General features: G+C 75.4%; 13 protein-coding genes. 6 read left to right on the top strand and 7 right to left on the bottom strand.

Going from position 1 to position 14,754, the window contains the following annotated elements:
• Positions 1 to 82: 82 nt before the first annotated feature.
• Entirely contained in the window at positions 83 to 904 is an 822-nt protein-coding gene (locus ACWIX6_RS04600) for a DUF1028 domain-containing protein (protein ID WP_448615664.1), read from the top strand.
• A gap of 19 nt (positions 905 to 923) precedes the next feature.
• Here the strand turns inward: ACWIX6_RS04600 and ACWIX6_RS04595 are convergent, their stop codons facing one another.
• Complete coding sequence (locus ACWIX6_RS04595; protein ID WP_448615663.1) at positions 924 to 1,691, bottom strand: SGNH/GDSL hydrolase family protein; 768 nt, start codon at positions 1,689 to 1,691, stop codon at positions 924 to 926.
• Positions 1,688 to 4,834, bottom strand: coding sequence for an arabinosyltransferase domain-containing protein (locus ACWIX6_RS04590; RefSeq protein ID WP_448615662.1), 3,147 nt, complete (start codon positions 4,832 to 4,834; stop codon positions 1,688 to 1,690). The genes ACWIX6_RS04595 and ACWIX6_RS04590 overlap by 4 nt, the downstream gene beginning before the upstream one ends.
• A 131-nt stretch (positions 4,835 to 4,965) precedes the next feature.
• On the opposite strand from ACWIX6_RS04590, the gene ACWIX6_RS04585 reads away from it, so the two are divergent.
• The 4 genes from ACWIX6_RS04585 (at position 4,966) to ACWIX6_RS04570 (ending at position 8,793) form a co-directional block, all read left to right on the top strand.
• A complete protein-coding gene (locus tag ACWIX6_RS04585) occupies positions 4,966 to 6,333 on the top strand; it encodes a lipopolysaccharide biosynthesis protein (protein ID WP_448615661.1) in 1,368 nt (455 codons plus the stop codon).
• Positions 6,330 to 7,448: a glycosyltransferase family 4 protein gene (locus ACWIX6_RS04580; RefSeq protein ID WP_448615660.1), complete on the top strand. Its 1,119-nt coding sequence runs from the start codon at positions 6,330 to 6,332 to the stop codon at positions 7,446 to 7,448. Before ACWIX6_RS04585 ends, ACWIX6_RS04580 begins: the two co-directional genes overlap by 4 nt.
• Before the next feature lie 344 nt (positions 7,449 to 7,792).
• Positions 7,793 to 8,377 carry a cysteine dioxygenase gene (locus tag ACWIX6_RS04575; RefSeq protein ID WP_448615659.1) on the top strand — a complete coding sequence of 195 codons (585 nt, stop codon included), beginning with the start codon at positions 7,793 to 7,795 and terminating at the stop codon, positions 8,375 to 8,377.
• Positions 8,374 to 8,793, top strand: a complete 420-nt coding sequence (locus ACWIX6_RS04570; protein WP_448615658.1) for a rhodanese-like domain-containing protein — start codon at positions 8,374 to 8,376, stop codon at positions 8,791 to 8,793. The genes ACWIX6_RS04575 and ACWIX6_RS04570 overlap by 4 nt, the downstream gene beginning before the upstream one ends.
• Positions 8,794 to 8,806: 13 nt before the next feature.
• On the opposite strand, the gene ACWIX6_RS04565 is transcribed toward ACWIX6_RS04570, so the two are convergent.
• The 5 genes from ACWIX6_RS04565 to ACWIX6_RS04545 form a co-directional block, all read right to left on the bottom strand.
• A complete protein-coding gene (locus ACWIX6_RS04565) occupies positions 8,807 to 9,745 on the bottom strand; it encodes an ABC transporter permease (protein ID WP_448615657.1) in 939 nt (312 codons plus the stop codon).
• Positions 9,742 to 10,950, bottom strand: coding sequence for a quaternary amine ABC transporter ATP-binding protein (locus ACWIX6_RS04560; protein WP_448615656.1), 1,209 nt, complete (start codon positions 10,948 to 10,950; stop codon positions 9,742 to 9,744). Before ACWIX6_RS04560 ends, ACWIX6_RS04565 begins: the two co-directional genes overlap by 4 nt.
• Position 10,951: 1 nt before the next feature.
• Entirely contained in the window at positions 10,952 to 11,908 is a 957-nt protein-coding gene (locus ACWIX6_RS04555; RefSeq protein ID WP_448615655.1) for a glycine betaine ABC transporter substrate-binding protein, read from the bottom strand.
• Between the two features lie 133 nt (positions 11,909 to 12,041).
• A complete protein-coding gene (locus ACWIX6_RS04550) occupies positions 12,042 to 12,935 on the bottom strand; it encodes a TauD/TfdA dioxygenase family protein (RefSeq protein WP_448615654.1) in 894 nt (297 codons plus the stop codon).
• A gap of 44 nt (positions 12,936 to 12,979) precedes the next feature.
• Positions 12,980 to 13,069, bottom strand: coding sequence for a putative leader peptide (locus ACWIX6_RS04545; RefSeq protein ID WP_448615653.1), 90 nt, complete (start codon positions 13,067 to 13,069; stop codon positions 12,980 to 12,982).
• Between the two features lie 276 nt (positions 13,070 to 13,345).
• On the opposite strand from ACWIX6_RS04545, the gene chrA reads away from it, so the two are divergent.
• A complete protein-coding gene (gene chrA, locus ACWIX6_RS04540; RefSeq protein WP_448615652.1) occupies positions 13,346 to 14,752 on the top strand; it encodes a chromate efflux transporter in 1,407 nt (468 codons plus the stop codon).
• Positions 14,753 to 14,754: the final 2 nt, after the last annotated feature.

The raw sequence follows: 14,754 nt of genomic DNA, 5'->3' as shown, positions 1-14,754 counted from the left end.
GGAAGGGGGCCTCAGCCCCACGCTTCGCACGCTCAGGGCGGGCCCTCGCAGGGGGCCGTGCCCGGTCGAGGAACGAGAGTCGGTGACCTTCTCCGTCGTCGCCCGGGACCCCGGCACGGGCGACCTGGGCATCGCCGTCTCCTCCTGCATCCTGGCCGTCGGCCGGGCGGTGCCCACCGCTCGGCCCGGCGTGGGGGTGGTCGCGGTGCAGGCCCGCAGCCGGCGGGGACTGGGCGGTGCGCTGCTGGCCGGGCTGGCCGACGGGACGCCGCCGGCGGACCTGGTCCGCCGGGCAGCGCACTCGGCGGAGGACGCCGACCGGCAGATCGCCGTGCTGGACACCGCCGGGCGGGTGGCCGCCGACACCGGCCGGGGGTCGCTGCCGGTCAGCGGCCACCTGCTCGGGGACGGCTTCAGCGTGCAGGGCAACATGCTCGGCTCGGACGACGTCCTGCCGGCGATGCACGCGGCCTTCACCGCGGGCACCGGGCCCCTGGCCGACCGGCTGCTGGCCGGGCTGGCCGCAGGTCAGGACGCCGGCGGCGACCTGCGGGGACGCCAGTCGGCGGCGCTGCTGGTCGTCAGCGGGACACCGGCCTCCGACGAGGACGACGGCGTCCGCACCGACCTGCGGGTGGACGACTCCGGCGACCCGGTCGCCCAGCTCCGGATGCTGCGGAACCTGCAGCGGGCCTACGACGAGCGGGACTACGAGACCCTCGCCGTCTTCGCGCCCGAGGGGGCCCGCGACCTGTACGTGGCGCTGGCCGCGTCCCGGCGCGGGGACCGGGCGGCGGCGCGGGAGGCGCTGGAGGCGGTGCGGTCCCGTCCCGGCTGGTCGGCGTGGCTGGCGTCGATGTCCGGGGACCCACGGCTGTCCGCGGTCTCCCGGCTGCTCGGCTGAGCCGGCGGGCGCGCGCGGGTCAGAAGCCGATGGTCCGCAGCGCCAGGGCCAGGTCCTCGCCGAGCTCGCGGTAGCCGTCGTCGTCGGGGTGCACCGGGTCGGCGTAGAGCCCGTCCACCGGCAGCAGCCAGCCGGCGGCGATCGGGTCGATGAACGGGACGCCCGCCGCGAACGCCGCCCGGGCCACGGCGTTGCGGATGTCCCCGACGGCCACCGGGTCCACCCCTGGCGGCGCCAGCGGCCCGAGCACGACGACCCGGGCGGTCGGCACGGCTGTCCGCAGCCCGCGGTAGAGCTCGGTCGCCGCGGCCTCCACCGACTCCCACGGCCTGCCGACGTCGTTGGTGCTGCCCTGCACCACCACGATGTCGGGCTGCGCGGCGGCGACCTCAGCGAGCCGGCCCCCGTAGACCGACTGGCCGGTGTCGTCCGACGGGTTGACGTACCCCGTCCCGCCCTGGCCCTGCGTCACCGCCCGCCAGCCCAGCAGGGCGGCCGTGCGCTGCACGTAGCCCGCCTCCGGCGAGCTGGCGCCGATCCCCACGGTGTACGAGTCGCCGAGGAACAGTGCGGTGGGCGGCTCGTCGGGCACCGGGTCGGACGGCGTCGCCGTGGTGGAGCCCGTCGCCGTCCCGGTCGGACCGGCCGACGAGGCGGCCGGTCCGGACCGGCTGAGACCGTCCGCGGCCGGGGCGGCGTCCTCGATGCTGCAGCCGGCGAGGAGCCCGGTCAGCAGGAGGACGGCGACCAGCAGCACCCGCGGGCCGGGTGCCCGGCGCGGGCTCACGGGCCGGCCCAGCCCATCCGCCCCACGCGCCCGGAGGTCAGGTCGTAGGCGCGCTCGGGGTAGGGGTACTCGAACCGGTAGGCCTGGACGGTGCGCACCTCCGGCGCGGACGGGAAGCCGACGACCAGCTGGGTCACCGCCCCGGTGCGCCGCACCGGGGCGAACAGCCCGCCGCGGAAGTCCTGCCAGGTGTTGTCGTCCAGTCCCCGCAGACCGCCCTCGCCCCAGACGACGCCGTACCCGGCCGGCTCGGTGATCCCCGAGGCGACGACCGGCTGGCGCTGGCAGTTGAAGAGGAAGGCGATCTGCCAGGCCACCGCGACCGCGGCGTCCTCCGGCAGGTACTCCTGCAGCGAGGTGAAGGGCACCGACGCCGGGGCGGTGAAGGCCAGCCAGCCGCCAGGGCCGGTCGTGCCGTCCACCGCGGTGACCCGGACCAGTTCGGCGCCGCTGTCGGCGATCACCTGGCCGTCCAGCAGGAAGGTGCGCCACTCGGGGGCGTCGACCTCGTCGTCGAGCACCTGGGTGCCCACCACCTCGACCGATCCCCCGGCGCCGCCGCTGCCGTACTCGACGGTGAGCGAGTTCCCGCCGCCCAGCCGGCCGGCGGCCAGCAGGCCGAGCACCGAGCCCTCGGCCGGCGCCGGGAGGACCGACCACGGGGAGCTGACCGACCCGGTCCGCGCCTCGCCCCCGTCCGCGGCCTCGTCGTCCACCAGGCTGCCCCACGCCTGGGTGTCGATGCCGCCGTCCTGCGGGGGCGGGCTCGCCTCGAACCACCCCTCGCCGACGCCGAAGGCGCCCGCCTCGGCAGCGGCACCCGGGTCCCCCGCGTCCGGGGCCGCAGCCAGCGGGGTGGCCTGCTCGACGTCGTACACGCGCAGCGCGCCGGCCGGGCCGCAGCCGGTGCCCAGCGGGTCCTGCAGGGCGTCGGCCCACGGCGAGTACGTGTCCAGCGTCCGGGCCGCCGCATAGCTGAAGCTGCCCAGCAGGTAGCCGTTGTTGACGAGCAGGAAGACCAGCGCCAGGGCGGGCAGTGCCTGCAGCCAGACCGCCGGACGGGTGGCCTCGTCCTCCGGGTCGGCCCACTGGCGGCGCCGCAGCCACAAGAGGGCGGCCACGACGCCGCCGAAGGCCAGCAGCCAGACGGCCAGGCTGTCGAAGGAGATCCAGGAGACGAAGGGCGCCTGCCGGGCGTGCGGCATCCCCAGCAGCCACGAGTACGCCCAGTCGTTGGGGCCGTGGAAGGCCAGCGCGAAGACGACGACGGAGGACGCCACGCCGGCCACCGCGACGGGCCACCGGATCCCCTCGCCGCCGGTGACCGCGCGCACCAGCACCGGCGCGGACACCAGGAACAGCGCGAGGAAGGCCGGGCCGAGGCCGGACAGGGCGCCGAAGTGGTGGGTCCACTTGCTGGGGGTGATCCACAGCAGCAGGAAGCCCAGGGCCAGCGAGTGCGCGGCGAGCACCAGCGGCGCGGGGAGCTCGTACCGCCGCACCCGGGCGGCCACCGCGACCAGCAGGTACCAGCCCAGGCAGAGCAGCCCCAGCAGCACCGCGGTCCGCTTGGCGTAGGCGCCCATGGCGATCTCGCTGAACAGGAAGTCGTAGCGCTGGTACTCGTCGAACCAGTCGTTCTGCTCCTGGATGGACAGGAAGATCTCCTGGCCGCGGGAGAAGTCGTTGAGCGTGCCGTCCCCGAAGGCGGCGGCGCTGGCGAGCGCGCCGGGAGCCACCAGCAGCGCTGCGCGGGTCCAGCGGACCAGCCCCTGCCCGCTCTGCCGCAGCAGGTCGACGGTGGCCGGCAGGCCGGCCAGGACCGGGGCCAGGGCGACGAACCCGGTGGGGTGGCAGACCGCGGCCAGGCTCGAGGCGGTGAAGGCCCAGGCCAGGGGGGTCAGCCGGCGCTGCCGGAGGCCGGTGCGGACCAGCAGCAGCGACACCACGGCGAGGGTGCCGACCATGGCCTCCGGCCGGACGCCCATGCCGTAGGGCAGCCACCAGGCGAGGAAGGCCGCCGCCAGCACCAGGCGCACCGCCGCCGGGCCCCAGCGCTGCTCGGCGACGGCCGCCGGCAGCGCCTCCCGGAAGGTGAAGCGGCGGAGCACGAACCAGCTGATCAGCCCCGCCGCCAGGGCCGGGAAGCGCAGCACGACCGGGCTGTCGCCAAGGTTCTGCCACCAGTCCAGCACCCGGTAGAACCAGGTGAACGGGGTGAAGCTCTGGTTGAGCAGCTGGTAGTAGTTGCCGACGTACCCCTCCGCCGAGGCGTTGCGGGCCATCGCGGCGTAGTAGCCGTCGTCGTCGGACATCGGGGCGATGAACGCCCAGAGCACCATGGTCGCCGGCACCAGCACGTCGATGACCGGCAGCCGCCGGCGGGGGCGGCCTCCGGTCCCGGCCGGGCGCGTCGCGGCCGGCAGCCGGAGGTCCAGGCGGCGCAGCAGCAGGAACGACGCCGCCACCGCGAGCAGCAGCACCACGATCAGCAGCTTCTTGGCCAGCCCCGGCGTGGTGTTGAACTGGTCGTCGACGACCAGCTCGGCGCTCAGCACGTCGCCGTCCGCCGGGGTGAGCGAGGTCACCGAGGTGGCCAGGACGTCGACGTCGGGCAGCACCACCGCCGCGGGGTCGGCCGACCGGTCCACCGAACCGAGGACCTCGCCGTCCCGGGTGGCGGTCAGGACGCCGCCGGCGCCGGTCACCGCGTAGCTGCAGTCGCCGGCCGGCGGGACCTCGTCGACCAGCCGCTCCCCGCGGACGGTGACGGTCAACCGCCCGTCGGCGACCTCGGCGACCAGGCCCTGCGTGGGTGCCGCCGGCTGGGCCGGGACGAGCGTGGCGAGGACGGTCCCGTCGTCGGTGCTGGCGGCGGCGGCCACGACGCTGCAGGAGAACCGCACGTCCAGGCTCAGCGGGGTCTGGTTGGTCAGCTCGAGCATCGTCGACGTCGGGGCGCCGGGGTCCTGCGGCCAGCTCACCGTCGGCGTGCTCATCTGCACCGGCGCGACGGGCAGCAGCACCGCCGCACCGATCGCCAGCAGCGCCGCGACCAGGGCGGCCAGCACCGGGCCGCGCCGGCTGGGTCGGTCGTCCCCGGCGGCGGTCGCCCCGTCCCGGGCCTCCGGACGACGTTCCACTACAGCCACGATGTCCCCTCCACGTCCCCGGCGGGTCGCGAGGCCGGGACTCCCAGTGAACACCGGAACCTCTCGAACACGAAGCGGCCACGCAGGCGCGGCGTGCCGGACCGGTCCGGCCAGCGGTTACCGTGGGCACCCGTGACCCCACGCCCGGCAGCCCCGCCGTCGAGTCGCGGGACAGTCCGCTGACCCGCCCGCCGGGCCAGCTGCGGTCGGTCAGCTGGGTCGCCGTCTGCATCGTCGGGTCCGGGGTGCTGACCTACGCCTACCTGGCGCTGGTCGCCCGGGCGCTGCCCGCCGAGGAGTACAGCTGGTTCGGGTCCTACTGGTCCCTGGCCCTGGTGATCGGCTTCGGCGCGTTCCTCCCGGTGGAGCTGGAGCTGGCCCGGCTGCTCAGCCTGCGCGGGCGCACCCGACCGCTCCCCCGCGGCACGGCGGCATCGCTGGCCGGGCTGACCGCGGCCGGCGCCGCCGCGCTGCTGGCCTCCGCGGCCGTGCTGGTCCCCTCGCTCGGCGGCGACGCCGGCTTCCTGTTCGCGCTGCTCGCCGTCTGCCTGGTGTCACCCGGTCAGTTCCTGCTCCGCGGGCTGCTGCTGGGCACCGGTCGACTCGGCATGCACGGCGTGGTCCTGCTGGTCGACTCCGGGCTGCGGGTGGTGTTCGCCACCGGGCTGACGGTGCTGGTGCCCGGCGCCGACGCCGCGGACTACGCCTGGACGCTGGTGGCCGCCATGGCGCTGGCCCACCTCCCCTACCTCGCCCTGGCCCTGCGCCGCCGCCCGGCCGCCGCGCCGCAGGACGGCGCCGACGCGGACGCGGGGTCGGGCCGCCCGTTCACCGCGGCGATCAGCCACCTGCTGGTCGGCTCGCTGTGCGCGCAGGTGCTGCTCAACGCCGCGCCGGTGGTGATCACCGCGCTGGCCGACGGCGACGAGCAGACCGTGGCCGCCCGGTTCGTCGCCTCCTACACGCTGGTCCGGTTGCCGCTGTTCGTCGCCGTGCCGCTGCAGAGCGCGCTGATCCCGCTGCTCACCCGGGTCCAGGCCGAGGGTGACGCGGCCACCCTCCGCCGCATCGTCGGCCGCGGGCTCGCCGCCGTCGCCGGGCTGTGCGCGGCCGGGGCGGCGGTCGGGCTGTTCGCCGGTCCCGCGCTGGTCAGCCTGGTCTTCGGCGCCCGGTACGCCCTCACCGGTCCGCAGATCGCCGTCCTCGCCCTGGGCAGCGCCCTGCACCTGGGCCTGCTGGTGGCGAGCCAGGCGCTGGTCGCCTCGGCCCGGCACCGGCAGGTCGCCGTCGTCTGGGTCACCGGCCTCGCCGCCGCCGGGGTGCTGCTGGCCGCCGTCCCCGACCTGGTGCTCCGTGCCGGGCTGGCCTTCACCGTCGGCTCCGGGGCGGCCCTGGCCGTCGCCGCCGCCGTCCTGCTCACCACCGGCCCGCGGGACACCGCCGGCGCCGCCCGCGCACCGCTGGTCTCCCCGGGAGGAACCCCGACATGAGCGCCGCCCACGACCTGCTCATCGCGCTGAACTACTACACGCCCTACGTCAGCGGCCTGACCAACGTGGCACGCGACGTCGCGGTCGCGCTGGTCGAGCGCGGCCACCGGGTCAAGGTGGTGACCAGCCGGCACGACCCGGCGCTCCCGGAGCGGGAGACCCTCGACGGCGTGGACGTCGAGCGGACGCCGGTGGTCGCCCGGCTGGGCAAGGGCGTCATCAGCCCCGCGCTGGTCACCCGGACGATCAGCGCCAGCCGGGACGCCCGGGTGACCAACCTGCACCTGCCGATGCTGGAGGCCGGGCTGATCGCCGCCCGCTGCGCCTCGCCGCTGGTGGTGACCTACCACTGCGACGTCAGCCTGCCGCCGGGCGCGTTCAACGCGGTGCAGCGCACCGGCATCGACCTGTCCAGCCGGCGGGCGCTGCGCGCCGCGCGGACCGTGGTGGTCACCAGTGACGACTACGCCCGGCACAGCCGGCTGTTCCCGGCCATGCACGGGCGGACGGTGGCGATCCCGCCGCCCTGCCACGAGCGCCCGCGCGGGGTGCCCCGGTTCCGGGACGGCGACGGGCTGCACGTGGGCTTCCTCGGCCGGATCGTGGAGGAGAAGGGGCTGCAGTACCTGGTGCGCGGCTTCCAGGCGCTCGGCGACCCCGATGCCCGGCTGCTGATCGGCGGCGACTTCGCCCAGGTGGTCGGCGGCTCGGTGGTGGACGAGGTGCGCGCCCTGGTCGCCGAGGACCCGCGGGTCCGGCTGCTGGGCTTCCTGCCGTTCGAGGAGATCGCCGACTTCTACGCCTCGCTCGACGTGTTCGCGCTGCCGTCGGTCAACGCCTTCGAGGCGTTCGGCATCGTGCAGGTAGAGGCCATGATGGCCGGCGTCCCGGCGCTGGCCAGCGACCTGCCCGGCGTCCGGACCCCGGTCCAGGAGACCGGGTTCGGGCGGATCGTCGCGCCCCGGGACGTCGAGGGCATCGCCGCGGGGCTGCGCAGTCTGGGCACCGCGCAGCTGGACCGGGAGGCCGGCGCCCAGCAGGCCCGCGAGCGGTTCGCCGCGAGCACGGTGATCGACGCCTACGAGGAGCTGTTCCGCTCGACCGCGCGCTCCTGACCGGCCGGGCGGCGGGACACGCCGGCCCGATTCCCGGCAATCCCGATCGACATGGTAGACATCGCGCCGTGACCGTCCTCCCGACCGCTCGGTCGTCCGCTGCGGGAGCCGCTCCGCGGCTGACCCGGCGGGTGCACGTCGACCTGGGCCGGGTGTGGTCGGCGACCTGTCGCTGACCACCTGACGCAGTCCCCGCCCGCACCCTCGTCCCCGCCCGCCTCGTGCCGGGGGGACGACGTGCGCCCGGCCGGCCCGCTCCCGCCGTCCGGGCCGCCGACCACTGCTCGACGACCTCCCGCACCGGCCCTGGGCCGGTTCCCGCGCCTGCTCGGAAGAAGAGACCGATGACCTCTGTGCCCGTCCTGTCCACCGCTCCTCCGTCGGCGGCAGCCGGACCCGGCCGTCCCGACGACGACCCCACCACCCGCCGGACCGGCCCCGCCGCCCTCGCGGCTGCCCTCGCCGCGTCATCCGGGGACTGGCTGCACCTCGTGCGCCACCGGCCGGACTCCCGGTGGACCCATCTGCTCCCCGGGGACGAGGCGGCCGCGCTGGTGGCCCCGGCACTGCACGCCGACCTGGCGGGGGCCCAGGTGTGGCTGCTGTCCTGGCTCCCGACCCAGGGCACCCCGCTGCACGACCACGGCCGGTCCGGCGGCGCCTTCGCCGTCGTGCGCGGCACCCTCACCGAGCGCGTCGTGGCCGCGGACCGCCCGGGACGGGCGGTCCGGGAGGGCACCGCCGACCTGACCGCCGGCCGGGTCCGCGCCTTCGGGTCCCACTACGTGCACCAGGTGACCAACACCGCGGACCGGCCGGCGGTCAGCGTGCACGTGTACGCGCCCCGGCTGACCGAGATGAACACCTACCGCGTCGCCGGCGACCGGCTGGAGCGCACGGGCACCGAGCAGGCCGGGGTGGACTGGTGAGCGCGCCCGCCGCGCCGGACCGGCCGCCGGGCGCGCGCTCGGTCGACGAGCTGCTCGCCGACGCCCGGTCCCGGCTCACCCGGGTCACCCCCCGCGAGGCCGCGGCCCGGATGGCCGCCGGTGGCGTGCTGGTGGACATCCGGCCGGCCGCGCAGCGCGCCCGCGAGGGCGGCGTCCCCGGCGCCCTGGTCGTCGAGCGGAACGTCCTGGAATGGCGGTTCGACCCGGCCAGTGACGCCCGGCTGCCCGAGGCCACCGGCTACGACCTGGACGTGATCGTGCTCTGCTCGGAGGGTTACACCTCCAGCCTGGCCGCCGACGCGCTGCGCTCCCTCGGACTGTCCCGGGCGACCGACGTGGTCGGGGGCTTCTCCGCCTGGACGGCCGCCGGACTGCCGACGACCCCCGGCACCTGAAGGCCGGGCCCCGTCAGCGGGGCGCCCGCCCGCCGGCCGGGGCCGGCTCCCCGGACCGCGCGGCCGGGGGTCCCGGGTCGGGGCCCGGCGGCGTGCGCCGCGGCCGCGACCGGAGCACCCGCGACAGGGCCGTCGGGTGGCCGAAGGCGGCCGTGAGCCGGTCGAGGAAGATCGCGAGCAGGACGACCGCCAGGCCACCCTCGACGCCGGAGGCCACGTCGAGCTGGGTCACCGCCCGCACCACCACGGCCCCGAGACCGGCCGCGCCGAGCAGTCCCGCCGTGACCACCATCGACAGCGCCAGCATGATCACCTGGTTGACGCCGGCCATGATGGACGGCAGCGCCAGCGGCAGCTGCACCTCGCGCAGCACCTGCCCCGGCCGGGCGCCGAAGGCGCGAGCGGCCTCGACCACCTCCCGGTCGACCTGCCGGATCCCGAGCTCGGTCAGCCGCACCCCGGGCGGGATGGCGAACAGGATGGTCGCCACCACCCCGGGGACGACGCCGACGCCGAAGAAGAAGACGGCGGGGATCAGGTAGACGAAGACCGGCGTGGTCTGCATGAAGTCCAGGACCGGCCGGACCGCGACGCTGACCGCCCGGTGCCGCGCCGCCAGGATCCCGAGCGGGACCCCGATCGCCGCGGCGACGACCGCGGCCACCAGCACCAGCGCGAGGGTCTGCATCGTCTCGACCCACAGCTCCAGCGACACCACCAGCAGGAACGCCAGCACCGTGTAGAGCGCCAGCCACGGGCCGCGCAGCAGGAGGGCCAGCACCGCCGCGACCACGATCCAGACCACCGGCGGTGGTGACACCAGCGCGTCGGTCAGCCCATCGACGAGGAACTGCATGACCGCGGAGATCGCGTCGAACAGCCACGGCACGGTGTCCAGCAGCCAGTCGATGGAGTCGGCGACCCAGCGGCCGAGCGGGACGTGCGGGATCACGACCGCCTCCCCCGGACCGGGCCGGCGGACAGCGCGTCGAGCACCGCGGCCCGAGGGACGACACCGAGCAGCCGCCCGTCGCCGTCCACGACACCGAGCGGGACGCTGTGCCGCCCGACCAGGTGCACGAAGTCCACGACGGGCCGGTCGGCCGCGATCGTGGCGTAGTCGGGGACCAGTTCCCGTGGACCGAGCGCCGTGCGTCCCTCCTGCACCGCACGGGCCAGCAGGTCGTCGCGGGCGACACCGGCGACGCGCCGGCCGCCGTCGAGCACGTAGACGCCATTCGCCTCGGCCGCGCCCAGGGCCTTGAGCACGTCGCTGGGCGCGTCCCCGAGCCGGACCGTCAGCCGCGGCTCCCGCAGCAGGTCGCCCGCGGTGAGCACCCGGGTCCGGTCGACGTCGGAGGTGAAGTCGGCGACGTAGTCGTCCGCGGGCGCCGCGATGATCTCCGGCCCGGTGCCGAGCTGCACCGTCCGGCCGTCCTTGAGCATGAGGATCCGGTCGCCGAGCCGCATGGCCTCGTTGAGGTCGTGCGTGATGAAGACGATCGTCTTCGACAGCTCCGACTGGAGCCGCTCCAGCAGGTCCTGCATGTCGCGGCGGATCAGCGGGTCGAGCGCGGAGAACGGCTCGTCCATGAGCAGCACCTCGGAGTCCGCGGCGAGCGCGCGGGCCAGGCCCACGCGCTGCCGCATGCCGCCGGACAGCTCGTCGGGCCGGGCGTCGGCCCGCTCGAGCAGCCCCACCGTCTCCAGCGCCCAGTCCGCCCGCTCGCGCTGCGCGGCCGCGCTCACCCCGCGGACCTTGAGGGCGTAGGCGGCGTTCTCCCGCACGGTGCGGTGCGGCAGCAGCGCGAAGTGCTGGAAGACCATGCTGATCTTCTCGTTGCGCACGCTGCGCAGCTGGGCGTCGTCGAGCGCCCCCAGGTCCCGGCCGTCGACCTCGACGGTGCCGGCGGTGGGCTCGATGAGCCGGTTGAGCAACCGGACCAGCGTGGACTTGCCGGAGCCCGACAGCCCCATGACGACGAACAGCTCACCGCGCTCGACGGCGAAGCTGACGTCGTGGACCGCCAGCGTCGCCCCGGTCCGGCGGAGGAGCTCGTCGCGCCGGACACCCTCCCCGGCCAGTCGCAGCGCCTCCTGCTCCCGCGCCCCGAAGACCTTGGTCAGACCCGAGACGCGCAGCACCGGCGGCGCCACGTCAGCCGATCCACTCGTCGATCTGGTCCGCGTGGGCGTCGACCCACTCCCGCGCGACCGCGCTGAGGTCCTCGCCGTCGACGTCCACCCGCTTCTGCATGTCCTCCATCTCCTCGACGGAGATGCGCAGGTCGGTCAGCAGGTCGACGAACGCCGGCGCCTGCTCGGCCAGCTCGTGGCTGGCCGCGATGTTGGCGCTGTAGGAGGGCATCGCGCAGGCGCCGTCCCCGGTGGTCAGGCAGCCCTCCGTGTAGGGCGTGGGCTCCTCGAGCTGCACCATGTCGTACTGCGCGAAGACCGCGTGCGGGTGGTACAGGTACAGCACGATCGGCTCCTCGCGGCTGTAGCTGTTCTCCAGCTGCGCGAGCTCGGCGGCCTCGCTGGACACCACCTGCTCCAGCTCGATGCCGTAGCCCTCGAGGCGCTTGGCGTTCTGCTCGGTGGTGATGTAGCCCGGGTCGGCGTCGTAGAACTTCCCCCCGAGCTCGCCGGCGTACTCGTTGAGCTGGGTGACGCTGGTCAGCCCCTCCAGCGGTCCGCCGGGCTCCACCGCGTAGGCCGGCACGAACCAGCCCTGGGCGGCGTCGCCGTAGGTCTCCGACACGATCTCCACGCGGTCGGCGGCCTGGTCGGCGAGCTCCTGCTGGTTGGGCAGCGCCACCTCCGTCAGCAGGTCGATGTCCCCGCGCTGCGCGCCGGTCCAGGCGGCAGCCGGGTCCAGCTGCGTCGTCTCCAGGGACGCGACGCCGAGGTCGGGGTGGTCGGCGGCGACCTCGCCGAGGATGCCGTTGGTCAGCCCGGCCGCGGTCCAGCTGAACTGCGCGGCCTGGACGGTGATGCCGCTCCCGTCGCCGGCCCCGGAACCCGCCTCCTGGCTGGTGCAGCCGGCGATCGCGGCGGTGAGGACGGCGGTCAGGGCCACCGCGGACGCGCGGGGGCTGGGTGTCGTGCGGTGCATTCGGGGTCTTCTCTCGTGGGAGTGGGCGCCAGGGGCCGACGGGACGCCGGCAGAGCCCGGTGACGGTGCAGCACAGGTCTCCTCGGACCTGGGCATGCTCCGGCGGGTGGTGGACCGGGGTGGGACGCCGCGCTCAGGCGGTGGCGGGCCCGACGGGCTGGTCCCCGCGCAGGGTGATGCGGTGCATCACGCGACGCTGGTCACCGTAGTCGCGGTTGGCGTAGTGCACCGTGGAGCGGTTGTCCCACATGACGACGTCGCCCACCGACCAGCGGTGCCGCACGATGTGCTCGGGCTTGGTGATGTGCGCGTAGAAGAGGTCGAGCAGGTACCGGCTCTCGGCGTCCGACACGTCCTTGATGTGTGACACGAAGCCGGGGTTCACGAACAGGCCCCTGCGACCGGTCTCCGGGTGCACCCGCACGACCGGGTGCTCGATCGGGACGAGGGCACGGAACTCCTCGCCCTCCCACCTCGTGCGCTCCTCGCGCTGGGCGAGGTAGTAGCCGAACTCCCGGGTGCCGTCGTGGACCGCGACCAGCTGGTCGGCCAGCCGCCGCACCGGCTCGCTGAGCGACCGGTAGGCCAGCTCGAGGTCCGCCCACTGGGTGTCCCCGCCCGTCGGCGGGAGGACGACGGCCCGCAGCACCGAGCCCAGCGGGGGCCGGCGCACGAAGGTGACGTCGGTGTGCCACACGTCGGCGAAGCCGCCGGTGGCGCTGTCGAGTGCGTAGATCTCCGGGTGCTGGTCGTCGACGCCGGGGACGACGGGGTGGGACTCGGTGACCTCGCCCAGCCGGCGGCCCAGCGCGATCTGGCTGTCGGGGTCCAGGTCGTGCTGGCCGGCGAAGAACAGGACCTTGTGCTCGGCGAGCGCGGTCCGGATGGCCCGGACCTGCTCGTCGGTGGCGCGGTGGAGGTCGACGCCGCGGACGCGGGCGCCGATCGTGGGCTCCAGCCGCTGGACGTCGAGGACACCGCCGTCGACGTCGACGGGCGAGGAGGGGGCAGCAGCGAGCAGGGTCATCGGGGGTGCTCCTGGGGTGGGTGGCGAGCGGGGTGGCGGGGTCCTCAGGCCCGACAGAGCGCGCTCGCGCACCGCAGCAGGTCGACGTGCCGGCGCTCGACGAGCGCCATCTGCACGATCCCGACCGACTTCATGCGGATTACCGTAGCGGCCGCGACCACGGTCGTGCGCCCAGGGTGCGACGTGTCGTTGCCGCCGGCCTCCGGGCGGACCGGCGGGGAGGAGCGCGCTCTTGCCAACTCCAGCCCCGTGCTCGACGGTCTGTACGGGTCCGACCGCTGCCGTCGGCCTGGACCCCGGCATGATCGCTGCCGGCTCCACGGTCGGCCCGGCCGTGGTCCTGCTCGAACTCGGCCCGCCCGCGGTGGTCGGCCACTGCCCTGCACCTCCCCCGACCGACGAGGACGTCCATGAGCCGCGAGGCCTCCCGACCGCGGGACACCGCACCGGCGGGTCCGCCGGAGCAGACCGTCGTCCCCTTCCGCACGGCGGTGCGGGCCTGGTTCGCGATCAGCCTGCAGACCTTCGGCGGCCCGGCCGGGCAGATCGCGGTCATGCAGCGCACCCTGGTCGACGAGAAGCGCTGGATCGGCCAGCGCCGCTTCCTGCACGCGCTGAACTACTGCACGCTGCTGCCTGGGCCCGAGGCGCAGCAGCTGGCCACCTACGTGGGGTGGCTGCTCCACGGCACCCGCGGCGGCCTGGTCGCCGGCGGGCTGTTCGTCCTGCCGGGCGTCGTCGCCCTGCTGGCGCTCTCGGCGGTCTACGTCGCCTTCGGCACCACGACCCTGGTCACCGCGGTGTTCACCGGTCTCGCCGCGGCGGTGCTGGCCATCGTCGTCCAGGCGGTCGTCCGGGTGGCGAAGAAGGCGCTGGACAGCCGCGCCCTGGTCGCGCTCGCGCTGGCGTCGTTCGTCGCGCTCGCCCTGTTCGGGGTGCCGTTCCCCGTCGTCGTCGCGCTCGCCGGCCTCGCCGGGTGGGCGCTCGCCCGCCGGCGCCCGGCCGCCCTGCCGCGGAAGGGCGCGGCCGAGGGCCCGGACGCCGGACCACCGCCGGTCGTCTCCGACGACGTGCTGCACCACGAGGCCCCCTCCGCCCGCCGCACCGTGCGGGTGCTGCTGGTCGGGCTGCTCGTCTGGGGGCTGCCCGTCGCGGCGGTGGCCCTGCTGACCGGCGCGGACAGCGTCTTCACCCAGCAGGGGCTGTTCTTCTCCGGTGCCGCGGTGGTGACCTTCGGCGGCGCCTACGCCGTGCTCGCCTACGTCGCCCAGCAGGCGGTGGAGGTGTACGGCTGGCTGGCCCCGCGCGAGATGGTGCGCGGGCTGGCGCTGGCCGAGACGACGCCCGGACCGCTGATCATGGTGGTGCAGTTCGTCGCCTTCCTGGGCGCCTACCGCAACCCCGGTGCGGTCGACCCGTGGGTGGCCGCCGTGCTGGCCTCGCTGCTGGTCACCTGGGTGACCTTCGTGCCCAGCTTCCTGTTCGTGCTGCTCGGCGCCCCGTACATGGAACGGCTGCGCGGCAACCCGTCGCTGTCCGCGGCGCTGCGCGGGATCACCGCCGCGGTCGTCGGGGTGATCGCCAACCTGGGCGTCTACTTCGCCGTCCACACGCTGTTCTCCGAGACGGTGGCCGTCGACGGCGGCCCGCTGTCGCTGGAGCTGCCCGACCCGACGACGCTGCGGGTGGTGCCGCTGGGCATCGCGCTGGTGGCCGCCTGGCTGCTGTTCCGCGTGAAGTGGTCGGTGCTGCGCACCCTCGGCGTCTGCGCCGTCCTCGGTCTCGCCGCCGGCCTGGCCGGACTGCCCGTCGGCTGAGG

The organism is Modestobacter sp. URMC 112, assembly GCF_053502575.1.
This window is presented reverse-complemented; position numbering and strand designations above follow the sequence as displayed.

What these genes read in the sequence shown, in the direction of transcription:
- ACWIX6_RS04580 (WP_448615660.1), top strand. Translation starts at nt 6,330, where the DNA reads ATGAGCGCCGCCCACGACCTGCTCATCGCGCTGAACTACTACACGCCC.
- ACWIX6_RS04575 (WP_448615659.1), top strand. Translation starts at nt 7,793, where the DNA reads ATGACCTCTGTGCCCGTCCTGTCCACCGCTCCTCCGTCGGCGGCAGCC.
- ACWIX6_RS04555 (WP_448615655.1), bottom strand. Translation starts at nt 11,908, where the DNA reads ATGCACCGCACGACACCCAGCCCCCGCGCGTCCGCGGTGGCCCTGACC.
- ACWIX6_RS04550 (WP_448615654.1), bottom strand. Translation starts at nt 12,935, where the DNA reads ATGACCCTGCTCGCTGCTGCCCCCTCCTCGCCCGTCGACGTCGACGGC.
- ACWIX6_RS04545 (WP_448615653.1), bottom strand. Translation starts at nt 13,069, where the DNA reads ATGAAGTCGGTCGGGATCGTGCAGATGGCGCTCGTCGAGCGCCGGCAC.
- chrA (WP_448615652.1), top strand. Translation starts at nt 13,346, where the DNA reads ATGAGCCGCGAGGCCTCCCGACCGCGGGACACCGCACCGGCGGGTCCG.